The 13,763-nt window shown below is 33.4% G+C and carries 11 protein-coding genes; 1 reads left to right on the top strand and 10 read right to left on the bottom strand.

Annotation, left to right across the window (positions count from 1 at the left end):
• Window position 1: 1 nt before the first annotated feature.
• The 9 genes from QTL86_RS02285 to QTL86_RS02245 all read right to left on the bottom strand — a co-directional run bounded on the left by QTL86_RS02285 (window position 2) and on the right by QTL86_RS02245 (window position 9,232).
• Window positions 2–781: an ABC transporter permease gene (locus QTL86_RS02285; RefSeq protein ID WP_410496342.1), complete on the bottom strand. Its 780-nt coding sequence runs from the start codon at window positions 779–781 to the stop codon at window positions 2–4.
• Window positions 781–1,599: an ABC transporter permease gene (locus tag QTL86_RS02280; protein ID WP_127067308.1), complete on the bottom strand. Its 819-nt coding sequence runs from the start codon at window positions 1,597–1,599 to the stop codon at window positions 781–783. The genes QTL86_RS02285 and QTL86_RS02280 overlap by 1 nt, the downstream gene beginning before the upstream one ends.
• Before the next feature lie 5 nt (window positions 1,600–1,604).
• Window positions 1,605–2,660, bottom strand: a complete 1,056-nt coding sequence (potA, locus tag QTL86_RS02275) for a spermidine/putrescine ABC transporter ATP-binding protein (protein WP_127067309.1) — start codon at window positions 2,658–2,660, stop codon at window positions 1,605–1,607.
• A 14-nt stretch (window positions 2,661–2,674) separates the two neighbouring features.
• Entirely contained in the window at window positions 2,675–3,214 is a 540-nt protein-coding gene (locus tag QTL86_RS02270) for a helix-turn-helix domain-containing protein (RefSeq protein WP_013657913.1), read from the bottom strand.
• Between the two features lie 286 nt (window positions 3,215–3,500).
• Window positions 3,501–4,544, bottom strand: coding sequence for a TolC family protein (locus tag QTL86_RS02265; protein ID WP_127067310.1), 1,044 nt, complete (start codon window positions 4,542–4,544; stop codon window positions 3,501–3,503).
• Between the two features lie 112 nt (window positions 4,545–4,656).
• Complete coding sequence (locus QTL86_RS02260) at window positions 4,657–5,859, bottom strand: ABC transporter permease (protein ID WP_127067311.1); 1,203 nt, start codon at window positions 5,857–5,859, stop codon at window positions 4,657–4,659.
• 18 nt (window positions 5,860–5,877) lie between these two features.
• On the bottom strand, window positions 5,878–7,101 hold the full coding sequence (locus QTL86_RS02255; protein ID WP_127067312.1) for an ABC transporter permease: 1,224 nt from the start codon (window positions 7,099–7,101) through the stop codon (window positions 5,878–5,880).
• On the bottom strand, window positions 7,101–7,796 hold the full coding sequence (locus tag QTL86_RS02250; protein WP_127067313.1) for an ABC transporter ATP-binding protein: 696 nt from the start codon (window positions 7,794–7,796) through the stop codon (window positions 7,101–7,103). The genes QTL86_RS02255 and QTL86_RS02250 overlap by 1 nt, the downstream gene beginning before the upstream one ends.
• Window positions 7,793–9,232 (bottom strand): efflux RND transporter periplasmic adaptor subunit, encoded by a 1,440-nt coding sequence (locus tag QTL86_RS02245; protein ID WP_127067314.1) that lies wholly within the window; start codon window positions 9,230–9,232, stop codon window positions 7,793–7,795. Before QTL86_RS02245 ends, QTL86_RS02250 begins: the two co-directional genes overlap by 4 nt.
• 316 nt (window positions 9,233–9,548) lie before the next feature.
• Here QTL86_RS02245 and QTL86_RS02240 point away from each other — a divergent pair, with 316 nt between their 5' ends.
• Window positions 9,549–9,809: a hypothetical protein gene (locus QTL86_RS02240; RefSeq protein ID WP_127067315.1), complete on the top strand. Its 261-nt coding sequence runs from the start codon at window positions 9,549–9,551 to the stop codon at window positions 9,807–9,809.
• 84 nt (window positions 9,810–9,893) lie between these two features.
• On the opposite strand, the gene pulA is transcribed toward QTL86_RS02240, so the two are convergent.
• A complete protein-coding gene (gene pulA / locus QTL86_RS02235; RefSeq protein WP_410496341.1) occupies window positions 9,894–12,989 on the bottom strand; it encodes a type I pullulanase in 3,096 nt (1,031 codons plus the stop codon).
• Window positions 12,990–13,763 lie beyond the last annotated feature (774 nt).

Here is a 13,763-nt window from a genome sequence, read left to right as displayed (position 1 = left end):
CCTACTCCGGTAAAGATTTATTTTTATTAGTATTAGCTCTTATGTTATTAATTATTAAAATCGTTATAATCGTAATAAACATGAGTGTAGATACCGCATTAATCGTAGGATTTACACCTTTTCTAGCCATAGAATAAATTTTAATAGGAAGTGTATCTACACCAGCTCCCGTATTAAAGAAACTTACCACAAAATCATCAATAGATAGCGTAAAGGCAATAAACGCCCCTGCTAATACACCAGGCATAATTTCTGGAAAAATAACCTTTTTAAAGGCATACCATGGCGTAGCACCTAAATCCAATGCAGCTTCATATAAGCTATAATTCATCTGTTTAAGCTTTGGCATAATAGATAAAATCACATAAGGAATACAAAATGTAGTATGCGCTATGATTAATGAAGGTAAGCCAAAAGGTATTTGAATTACTTTAAAGAGCATCATTAGTGAAATACCTATGACAATATCCGGACTTAAAACAGGAATAAACGTAATATTAGTCATAAATGTCTTTTTAAAGCCACTCATTTGATTAATGCCAATAGCTGCAAAAGTACCAATAATAGTAGCAATCACCGATGCACTTAATGCTACCATAATGGTATATAAAAATGCTTGTTGAATACTACTATCATTAAGCATTTGTTCGTACCAGTTTAAAGTAAATCCCTTCCAAATAGGTAATTTTGAATCATTAAAGGAAAACACCATTAATAACGCTACCGGTGCATACATAATAAGTAATATAAGTGCTAAATAGAAGCGTTTTATAAATCTCATTAGAATAATCCGCCTCCTTTATCTAAACTTCCTTTACGAGACATGACTGCTAAAGTAACAAGTACTACAATCATCATTAGCATTGAAATAGCTGAACCAAAGCCCATGTCACCTGTTCTTGTAAATTGTTCTTCAATAACATTACCAATAAGCATCACTTTTCCTCCACCTAATAATCTGGTAATAAGGAAGGTAGTTAGTGATGGCATAAATACCATAATTATACCCGTCACAACACCCGGCATACTTAATGGTAAAATAACTTTTCTAAAAGTTGTCCATTTATTAGCTCCTAAATCATGAGAAGCTTCTATCAGATGATGATCCATCTTTACTAAAACATTATAAATTGGAAGTACCATAAAGGGGAAAAAATTATATACCATCCCGAAGATAATACCTCCATTACCATATAAAAACTGAATTTCTTTATCAATTAAATGTAATGACTTTAATATATTATTGAGTACACCATTATTTTCTAATAAATTTGCCCACGCATAAGTTCTTAGTAAAGAATTCATCCACATAGGTAATACAACCAATATTAAAATAATACTTTTTCCCGACATCTCTTTACTACTTAATATCATTGCTAACGGATAGGCTAGTAATAAACAAATAATTGTGCTAATAAGTGCCATCCATAAAGAACGCCCCATGGCTTTAATATAATAGTCTTCCATAAACTTTGCATAGTTAGCTAATGTAAATTGTCCGTCTATAAAAAAACTAAAATAAACAATTAGAAAAAGAGGTACAATCACAAAAATAGCTGACCATATGAGATATGGGTATGCAAGCGACTTTTTATTCATATCTCCTATCTCCTTTTCATAATGTGTATTTCTGGTGGGTTAATAATCATCCCAACCTTTGAACCTATTGGTGACATAGTCGTTGAATGTACCATCCATAAAAATTCTTCTGAGCGAATAAGCATCTCATAATGAACACCTTTAAAAGTAACCGCTTCTACATCTCCTGTAAGCATTCCTGCATCTGCTTTCACAATTTGAATATCCTCTGGTCTTACAACTACATCTACTGTTTCGCCATCATTAAATCCAAAGTCTACACATTCAAAGTCTCTACCATGAAAATGAACTTTATAATCCTTTAACATTGTCCCTTGTAAAATATTACTTTCTCCAATAAAATCTGCCACAAAGGCATTTTTAGGTTCATTATAAATATCAATTGGACTACCAATTTGTTGTACTTTACCATCTTTCATAACTGCAATTGTATCGGACATACTTAAGGCTTCCTCTTGATCATGTGTTACGAAAATGAAAGTAATACCTACTTTTTGTTGAATACGCTTAAGTTCCAATTGCATCCCTTTTCTAAGCTTTAAGTCAAGTGCTGCTAGAGGCTCATCTAAAAGCAATACTTCAGGTTCATTAATAAGTGCTCTTGCAATGGCAATACGTTGTTGTTGTCCACCACTTAATGAATCTACTGAACGTTTTTCATAACCTTCAAGATTAACTAATGCTAACATTTCTTTTACTTTTTCTCTAATAACTTTCTTATCCATCTTCTTAATTTGAAGTCCAAAGGCAATGTTATCTTCTACATTCATATGTGGAAATAAAGCGTACTTTTGAAAAACGGTATTAATTTTTCTTTTATAAGGTGGTAAATCTGCAATGTTTTTACCTTCAAAAAGGACTTCTCCATTTGTACATTCTTCAAAACCACCAATAATACGAAGCAAAGTCGTTTTTCCACAACCGCTAGGACCTAGTAAAGTCAAAAATTCATTTCGTCTTATATACATATTAATATCATCTAAAACTAAATTATCATCATATTTCTTGGTAATATGCTTTAAATCAATAATATAATCTTTGGTAGTTAACTCTTCTGTCATTTCCGTCTACTCCTTTAAAAACTTGGTGGCGTAGCAACCCATAGAACGATAGCTTTGGTCTTCCCTGGATTGTGAAGATAATGGTCACTTGTTGGTCTAAAATAAAAGCTGTCACCTTTTTTCGCTTTAAACTTTTTATTACCTAAGTGAACATATACATTACCTGCAATCACATAACCAAATTCTTCTCCATCATGAGGTGCTCCCACACTAGATTTTCCTCCTGGTTCAATATGTATCAGGATGGGTTCCATATCATTTTTTTGTGCATTTGGGATAAGCCATGTGATCATATTATTATGATCTTTATCCTCTTTTTCAAAAACATCTTCTTTTGTGAAAACAATTTTTTCTTGACTGGATTCATTAAAGAAATCCTTTAGATTAGTGCCTAAACACTCTAATATATCAATGAGTGTGGCAATAGAAGGTGAAGTTAAACCTCTTTCTACTTGAGAAATGAAGCCTTTTGAAAGCTCACACCTATCTGCTAGTTCTTCTTGGGTTAAACCATTCTTCTTACGAAGCTGATTAATCTTAGCCCCAATATCCATATTATCTAGCCCCCTCTGTGTATTACAGTATATATAAATAAACTTTTTGTTTACATTCATTAAACTTGCCATAGAAAATTATACATATTTCTTCTAAATACGTCAATACAAAACCACAAAAAATTTATTCTTACCAAACTTAATGTTTAGTATAAGTTCCCCTTTCAGAGCAAAACAATAATCAGAAAATTAATTATTGTTATAATATTATTTATGTTACAATTCCCTTAAAAATAAAAAATCACTTTTCATTTTTAGTAAAATGAAAAGTGATTTTTATTTTTAACTAACTTAGCCACGGTTTCTCTAAAATGCGTTTTCCTTGTTCACACGCATATGTTAATGATTCTATTTCAAATTCTTTTTCAGCCATATCTTGTTTTACTGATTCATAGTCATATGTACTTATTAGGCCTGCATTAAACTTAATCTCTGCAACTTTTAATTGCTTTTCTAACACGCTTATATTGGCTTTAGCCTGCTCTAACTTTGCTTCATTAGATAGTAAAGATGAATACACACTTAGTAAAGATTCTTTATATTTTTGTCGATTATTTGTAATAGTAGTATATTTTTGACTGCTTTCTGCTTTTACATCTAAATAATCTACCCAATAGGGTGCTAATCCACCCACCTTATCTGAAGCACGATCTATACGTGTCTGGTCATAATAATTAGCAAGTTCCTCACTATACTTAAGCATATCATCTACTTTTCCTGCAATATATCCATCTATATTATCTCTATATTTAAATAGCTCATAACTTATATTGTTTTGAAGTTCATATTGCGTTATATCTACTCCTACTAACATTTTAAACTTCTTATTCATATCACTAATACTTTGCTGTTTAGCACGATTTTCATCTTTTAAAGCCTCTATTTTATTGAGCAGTTCATCATAGTCCACTTGGCTTATTAGGCCTCTTTCTTTTTTAATTTTAGCTTGTATAAGCTGCTTATCGGAAAGCTCTATTCTTCCTTCCATAATAGCAAGTTCTTGAATTGTTAAAATGTAATTATTATAAAGACTCCAGACCTCATTAGAAATCTTATCCGCTGAAAAACTTATAGTTTGTTCTAATTGCTTAGTGCTAATATCTAGATCTGTATACTGATAAACCTCTAAATTGTTATTCTTCAATTTTTCTTTATAAACTTCTAAGTTAAGCTTGTTGGTCTTAAGCTGACTATCATTACTAATAGCCATTTTAGTAGCTTCTTCTACAGTTAATACTTTTTTAACTATGTCATTAGCAAAAGCTGATGTACTTACAGTTAAAACTGTCATTACTAAAATAGCTTTGCTTATACTTTTTCCTATCTTCATATTTTACTCCTTTCCTCTCCATGCTATTAATTTTCATACCTTACTATTTATTATAAGGTTTATTTCTAAATTTTATATAACATTGTCATTAAAATTTGATTAAAATTACACTTTATTCCTCTCTTAAAGCTTCAACTGGATCTAATTTAGCTGCTTTATAAGCAGGATAAACACCAAATATAATACCGATACTGCTTGAAGTACCTGCTGAAAAAATAATCATACCCCATGTTAATTTAGCTGTTATTCCTATAGCTGAGGCAATTAACACCCCACCAAAATAGCCTACTAAAAGACCTGTTATACCGCCCAACAAAGTCAACATAAGCGCTTCGATTAAAAATTGTGTTAAAATCTGACGATCAGTAGCACCTAAAGCTTTTCTTATTCCAATTTCCCTTGTACGTTCTTTAACGGTCACCATCATAATATTCATGATGCCAATACCACCTACTAAAAGTGAAACAGCCGCTACAATACTCGTAAATAAATTCAGTTTATCTAAAACATCATTATACGTATTAGAAGCTTCCATTACAGACATAACCATATAAATATCTTCTTTACCATGTCTTTTCTCAAGTAGCTTTCTAATTGGTGTACTGTAATCTGAAGCTTCATAGTCGTCATTAATAACAACCATCGCTTCATAGGATTTGCCTTCGCCTCCCTGTAAATATTTATCTGCTGTAGCAAATGGTAAATAGACAATAGGTGCAATCATTTCCTCAGGTGCTGCTGAAGGATAGTAGCTTTTAGTAACACCAACAATTTCAAAACTCTGTACTTCTCCACCAATATTCATGTCAATGGTTTTTCCTAGAGCATATTTAGGATCCTTGACATTGAACATGATTTTAGCAAAATTATCTTCTACTATGATTACGTTACTTCTTAAAGTCTCATCTTGCTCTAAGAACATTCTTCCATACTTAAGACTTATCGATTGTACCTTTTCATAGTCATAAGTAATGCCAAAAAGCATTAAAGTCTTTTCTTCCTTCTTATAATTCTTAGCTGTGCCTATGTATTGTTCATGATAAGGTAAAACATCCATTACTTCCGGGATTTGACTAATCACTTCAAAATCCTCTGGTGTTAACAAATTATCCTCCGAATAATCCATAGTCATAATTTGAATTGTTCCTTTACCAACACCACTAAACTGACCATTAACGTAGCCTTTTACACCTTCTCCTAAGCTTAAAATAATAATAACAGCACTAATACCAATAAGCATGCCTAGCATCGTAAGGAAGGTTCTTAATTTATTGCCTTTAAGCTGACTTAAGGCATTTTTTAGCGTTTCTCTCATTTTTTCTTCCTTCCTTTCTTAATCTGCTCTTAAGGCTTCTATAGGGTCTAACTGCGCCGCTTGATAAGCCGGATATACGCCAAATACAAGTCCAATAGTAACTGAGGTTAGGGTTGCGAATAAGATCATCCCTAATGTAAACTCAGCCATAATACCTAGTTGATTACCAATCATCATAGCACCTATATATCCTAATAGCATGCCTAGTATTCCTGCTATTAGTGTTACCATCAAGGCTTCAATTAAGAATTGTACCAATACATCTTTATTAGAAGCTCCTAATGCCTTACGAATACCGATTTCTCTCGTTCGCTCTTTAACTGTAACAAGCATAATATTCATAATACCAACGCCGCCTACTACAAGAGAAATACTAGCTATAGCGCTAATAAATAAAGTAACAATATTCATGACACTGTCTACCATCTGAATAATTTGTACATAGGTTTGAATAGAATAACCATCTTTTAAATGATGCCTTTTATTAAGAATTTGTCCTATCCTAGTTGTTACTTCACTTTGGTCATAGTCATCCTTTACAATACCTGCAATAGTTCTTACAGAACCACCTAAGCCTAAAAGCTGGTCTAGTTTGCTATAAGGTATATAAAAAGTCTTTTGAGTAATCATACGGTCTAGTTCTTTTCTACTTAAATCCTTTGAACTATTGGTTTTGTAAATACCTATGATTTGAAAACTAATAGGCTGCTTGTTAATGGTTATTTCAATCTGTTCTCCCACTACACGCTCATAAGATTTTTCACCAAAAAGTGCTTTAGATACAACATCTGCAATCACCACTGAATTGCTATAAGCCTCTTCATCTTTATCATTTAAATTTCTACCAGCTAAAATATCTAGTGGTGAAATTTCATTGACATAATCAGGTTCAATACCTGAAATATTACACTGAAAGCTATCTCCTTTTTGTGTGTAAAGACTACCTCTACTATCATTTCCTCTTACGACACTATCCACTTCTGGCAGCGCTTTAATCAAATTAATGTCTTCTACATCAATCTTATATTCTGATTTTTGCTCTTTTGCACTAATTTGGAAAACTCCTAAACCCATATCCATAAAAGAACTCTTAATATAGGTTTGGAAGCCCGTTCCTAAAGCTAAAATCATAATAACGGCTCCTACTCCAATAAACATCCCTAACATTGTAAGGATAGTTCTCCCCTTATTTCCCATGAGTTGTTTAATTGCAGATTTAATGCTTTCACCTAACATATTCATTAGGATATACCTCTCCTATTTTGTATAGGTGCATCTTCAATAATGATACCATCCCTAAATACAACTCTTCTCTTAGTAAATTCTGCAATATCTGGTTCATGGGTAACCATAACAATTGTAACACCTTCATTATTTAAACCTTGAAAAATATTCATTATCTCTACACTAGATTTACTATCTAGGTTTCCTGTGGGCTCATCCGCTAAAATAATAGCGGGATTATTAACAAGGGCCCTAGCAATTGCTACCCTTTGTCTTTGGCCTCCTGAGATTTCATTGGGTGTATGCTTAATACGATTTCCTAACCCTACTCTAATGAGTGCATCAACTGCACGTTCCCTTCTCTCTCTGGGTTTGATGCCTGCATACATCATAGGTAGTTCTACATTTTCAGTAATAGTGAGTTTAGGTAATAAATTAAAGGATTGAAAGACAAAGCCTATTTTTTGATTTCTAATTCTTGAGAAATCTTTATCCTTTGCTTCAGAAACATTTATCCCATCTAATATGTAAGTACCACTCGTAGCATGGTCAAGACAGCCTAGAATTTGCAAAAAGGTTGATTTACCTGAACCAGAAGCCCCCATGATAGATACGAACTCTTCTTTTTCTACCTTGAAGTCAATATCAAATAAAGCTTGGAGTTCTAGGCGACCATTTCTATAAATTTTATTCACTTTTTGAATATCTATCATTGTTCATCACCTAACTTCTCATAAGACACTTTAGTTCCTTCTGCTAAGTAATCAGCTGGATTACTTACAACTAGTTCACCTTCTTGTACCCCTTCGATTTCGGTATATAGACCATTGCTTAAACCTTGCTTAACATCTTTTCTACTAATGGTTCCATCTTCAGCCACTACATAAACATAATAGTTTTTATCATCATCTTCCATAACTGCTAAAATAGGTGCTACACATACATCAGATCTTGTATCAGTAATAATCTTAACATCTACAGAAAAACCTGGTTTAATTACTTCACCCGGCTGTGTTACTTCTACTTTAACTGGAAGTGAAACTGTTTCACCACTAGAACTTTGTTTGACATCTGCTACAGCTGCCACCTTAGCAACTTTACCTGCTACTTCAATGGTTTTAGAACCTGTATACTTAATAACTGCATCTAAACCAACTCTTAAGTCTGCTGCGTAATAAGGTGAAATGTCACAAGTTACTTCTAATTTGCTAGGATCTACAATCGTTAAAATTTTACTTCCTGCTGTTATAGGCATCCCCTCTTCTTCTGGTAAGTAAGTAATAACACCATTTATAGGGGCTACTACACTTGTTGACGTATTTTGTAAATTATTTTTAGCGGTATAAATTTGACTTTCTAAGCTTTTAATTTGACCTTCAGCTGAAGCAATTTGTTGCTTTTTATTACTATCTTCTACTTTATTATTTAATAAATCCAAATTGTACTGAGCTGTTTCAATTTGTAAGTCCATTTGTTTTAAACTTGATTCAAGACTAGTAATAGCAGTTTTCATCTGATCGATATTTTGTTTTAAAGTTGTCACCTTATCTTTAGAATCATCTAAGTCTTTTTGTGATAAAGCCCCAGCTTCAAAAAGTTCCTCATTCACTTTTAAATCTGTTTCAGCTTGTTTTAAATCTTTTTCTAAATTTGATAAGTCTACTTTTTTATTTGTTATACTTGTTTCTGTATCTTTTCTGTTGTTTTTTAATTGTGTCAAAGTAGCTTGTGCGCTTAAAATATCTCCTTTAGAAGCTGCACCAAGTAACTGATTTAAACTCTCTTTAGCTGCTACTAACTGTGCTTCTAAAGCTTCTAGGTTTTTTTGACTTGAAAGCTCTGCTTCCTGATCTAATACTAAAATCACTTCTCCTTGCTTTACGGTATCGCCTACTTCTTTATTAATGGTAATAATTTTATTACTTGCATCAAGATAAACAGTTTGGCTATCAACTGCTTTTAATTTACCACTTGAAGAAATTTTTGCCTCTATATTATCTTTTTTAATTTTCTCAACTTGTACACGTGGTCCTTCTTTATAACCTCCGATTGTTTCTTCTACTTCTGGTTTATTCATACTTGCAATAACACCCAATACAATCATAATACCCACTACACCAATAATGATGTACTTCTTTTTGCCTTTCATATAATCCTCCTTTAATGCCTTTGTTTTTGCATATAGCTATAACGCTATACTTACTAACCATTATTATAAGTGACAATCCTTAATTTTCAATTAAAATTCAATTAATTAATAAAAAACTTATAATTTTATGGCTATCTTCCCTCCCTTTAGTCATTCACTCACTATTTTAACTAGTACTTTTATTCTGTCACCACCTTATCTTTATAACATGTCATTATGTAGCTATAAAGAAGAATTTTTCAAAAAAACAAGCATATTTTATCTACTTTATCATAACTTAATAATAAATACTTATTGTCCATTTTAGGAGGTCTCTATGAAACGTCCCACAAAAAGTAACGTGATCGACTATGCCCATATTTACAATGTCCTTACCTTAGCTATTACTTTCTTCTTACTTTATATAGGGATCAACTTTTTTCTACCTTTTGCTAACTTCCTTTCCTTTTTAGGACTTGCTCTAGGAAGTTTCTATGTTATTGTGTATTTCTTTAGTAAAAAGAGAGTTCACTTAATGATTGCTTTAACTAGCACCATTGTTTCTATTGCTCTTAGCCTAGCTTTTATCTATATATAATACTTCATCATTCATTTTTGCATAAAAAAGGTGCTATGATTCATCTTATCATAGCGCCTTTTTTAAATGCCTAACATCATTTCTTTAATGCTTATTTTTCAACCTTCTTCTCACACCAAAAGCAGCTACTACTGCTACTGCAACACCACCTACAATATAAGCTATTGTTTTAGCTTGAGACCTGGTTGTTTCATTTTGACTATCTACTTGTTGTTCTGTACTTGTCTCTACTCCTTTTGCTTTTACTAATACCATTGCACTTCTACTAGGTACCACAACTTCATTACCTACTATGGTCTCTATAGGTGCTATACCCGCCACTTGATCATTAACGACTACTTCCCAATCGCCTCTATCTAATACTATTTTTTGTTCTTCCTTATTAGCATTAAATAAAACAACAATTTCTTCCCACTCATCTCCATTAGCATGCTCATTTATTTTGTAGCCTACCATTTCTTCTGTAGGCATTTCAAGGAAAGTTAAATGCTCACTAATTTCTTCTGCTGTAGTCATTCGAAAAGCTGGATGTTTTTTTCTTAGCTCTATAAGACCTCTATAATAATCATACACATCTTTAAATCCAATTTTTCTACTCCAATCTAATTGATTAATCTCATCTCCTGCTGAAAAACTGTTCTCATTACCACCCTTGGTACGTACAAATTCTACACCTGCATGTAAGAAAGGAATACCTTGTGAAGTAAGTACCATCGCATTACTTAATTTATGAATCTTTAGTCTCTCTTCCATGCCATCTTCTGGATTAGTGAGTTCAATCTTATCCCATAAAGTTAAGTTATCATGAGCTGATACATAATTAACTGTTTGACTTGGTGATTTTGCAAAAGGTGCTTTTGAATAATTTACCTGTGCATAATCAACTTGTGGATGCTTAGTTGCTCCTACAATCCCAAATTTAATTGTTTCTTCAAACCCTGCTCCACCATTTGCGAACCCTGAAGCTGTACTTTCAAAAACATGCCCTTTAATACCATCTCTAAAATCATCACTAAAAACAGCTATGTGATTTAATTCTCCTGCATTTACTTTAAGCGCTTGCTTATTTGTAGGTAATGTAGAGGAAGAAGCTGTCCAGCCTTCACCATAAATTAAAATATTAGGATTGATTTTATCTAATTCAGTACGGATTTCATTCATTGTATCAATATCTATCAGGCCCATAAGGTCAAATCTAAAACCATCAATCTTGTATTCTTTAGCCCAATAGACTACTGAATCTATAATCATTTTTCTTACCATAGCCCGTTCTGAAGCTATTTCATTGCCACAACCTGAACCATTTGAAAAGCTACCATCTAAATTCTTTCTATAATAATAGTCTGGTACAATAAGATTTAAATTGGAGTCTGCACTTTTAGCTGTATGATTATAAACCACATCCATAATGACACCTATATCATTTTGATGAAGCGTCTGTATGGCCTGTTTAAATTCTTTTACTCTTACTTCTCCGTGATAAGGATCTGTGGCATAAGAGCCTTCTGGTACATTATAATTTTGTGGGTCATAGCCCCAGTTAAAATCATTTTCTTCTAACTTAGTTTCATCAACAGAACTATAGTCAAAAGCCGGTAATAGATGAACATGTGTAACCCCTAATTCTTTAATATGGTTAAGGCCTGTTTTTACACCTGTACTAGTTGTCGTCTCAGTTTCTGTTAAACCTAGAAATTTACCTTTATGCGTAATCCCTGAATTCTCATGAGTTGATAAATCTCTTATATGTAGTTCATAAATAATGGCATCTGTTGGATTTTTAAGCTCTGGTCCCTTTTGTGTTTCCCACCCTTCTGGGTTCGTTTCTGCAAGGTCAATCACCATAGCTCTCATACCATTTACTCCAGTTGTTCTTGCATAAGGATCTACAACTTCTCGCCATTCTCCGTTAATACGTACCTTATAAGTATAATAAACAGCATTTTGGTCACCTTCAATTGTAGCACTCCAAGTACCTTTTTCTTGTTTTGTCATCGGCACTTTTTGTAGCATTTTACCATCATTACCTGCATCATAAAGGATGACTTCGACTTCACTGGCTGTAGGTGCCCATAATTTAAAAGCTGTACGCTCTTTTTGATAATTAGCCCCCAAATCATCTCCCTCATAATAATAAAGCTGATTAAAAGCTTCTGTATTAAAAATCTCTCCTGCTGTAGCCATCTTTGCTTCATACCCCTCTTTAGCTACTTCATAAATACCGTTAAAGTCAATGGTTTCAGCTAAGTAAAGCTTAGCACCTTTAGCTAGTCCACCTTCCATTTCATTTAATAACTCCACTTTATTGATTGCTATTTTCTTCCCTGCTTTAGTCACACTAAAATCCGCTTTAAGATCTTCCTTTGTTTCAAAAGGAACATTAACACCTAAACAAATACTTTCCATTGTATCCATGGTTGCCCAGCTCACACTAGGCTTAATGTACATTTCTTCTTTACTGTATCCCACTTTTTCTTCTCCTTGCTTTAAGTAAATATCAATTTTCCCATTCTCATCAGCTTTAGTAGTAGAAATAAAACGATTTATTTCCACATCTTTATTTTGTACATCTTTTTTATAGAGCCAAAACCCTAACTTACGTATTGATCCTATGTCTTTTACTGTAAAGGTTGCCACCTTACCATAGGCATCTTCCTTTTCAAAATTATAACTTATCCCCTCTTTACCTTCAGGCCATAACCATAGTTTCCAATCTTCATAATTTCTATCATACCTATTATAATGTACATTCAAGGTAACTTGTTCTGGCAGTATTACTGCACCACCAGAAAGATTAGGCTCTTCTGTATAAATCGTTTCATCTCCTGACACGAGCCATATTTCATTGATAGCTTCTGTTGTTGCCACAAAGCGATCATCCGATACGTCTTTTGCCCAATCATTAGTTCTTACAATAAAACCTACCTTATTAGCTGTTTCCTCTAAAGGAATAATAGCCTTTACACCAAATTCATCTTCTTCAGTAAATTCGGTAACGTTTCCATCTTTCCCGTCAAGCCACATCCATAGATTCCATTCCTCATACTGCTTATCTGGTCTGTAATAATGAATAATTAATTGTTTTTCCGTATTGGGCGTAGCTTCCAAGGGCAATATTCCTTGAAACAAATTTAAAATGAGCATACATACTAAAACAATCCCCACATATTTTTTCTTCATTACCTTCCCTCCTTTTATAAATAGTTTATCATATTACAAATAATTTGAAAACAACATCTCTTAGCAAAGCGTATATTGTAAATTGAAATTTGTCTTGGCGTTTATAAGAAGTACGTCTGAGAGAAAATGAGTGGGTATGGGTGCCTTCCGTTGTTCCGGTTCACATTTTTAGAAGCACTAAGTTCACTTATTTAGATGAACGGCAGAACTCACTTCGTTCAAACAGCTGCCTAAAACCCATCTAAAACGTTCACTAAGTGCTTCTAAAAAATGCTCCCAAGTCACTACTCCAGGCACCCATACCCACTCATTTTCACAAACGTTGTTGACCTCATAAACATCCAAGACAGTGAAGCAGCGTGGAAAGAAGGCGTAACGACAGTTAAAAAATACTCGAAGCCGGGGACAGGCGCCCAAGGCAATAACGTATAAAGCTTCCCATAAGTCTATTTTGCCAAGAAGTAGCTCTGTAAGGAAGCTAGGGAGCCTTACAAGCATTATTGATCTCTTAAGTGTTCAAACCCCTAAGTGAAAAGTGCAGAAAAAAGATAATAACAAGTTTTGTTTTTTCTTGAAAACACTTAATGGAGGCGACTTTACGCATTATTGCTGGTAGAACTGAGAGAGGGTGGCTGTCCTAGCGGGGTGACTTCGGAGTATTTTCAGTAGGCACTTAGCGAACGTTTTGGATGGTACTTAGTCCACGTGCCCCCAGGAACCGAGTTTGTGGACGTTCATCCAAAAAAGTGAGCTTAGTGCCTACTGAAAATACGG

The sequence above is a fragment of the Cellulosilyticum sp. ST5 genome (assembly GCF_046529625.1).
Taxonomy (GTDB): domain Bacteria; phylum Bacillota; class Clostridia; order Lachnospirales; family Cellulosilyticaceae; genus Cellulosilyticum; species Cellulosilyticum lentocellum.
Note: the sequence above shows the minus strand (reverse complement) of the source record. Positions and strands in the feature narration are given on the sequence as shown.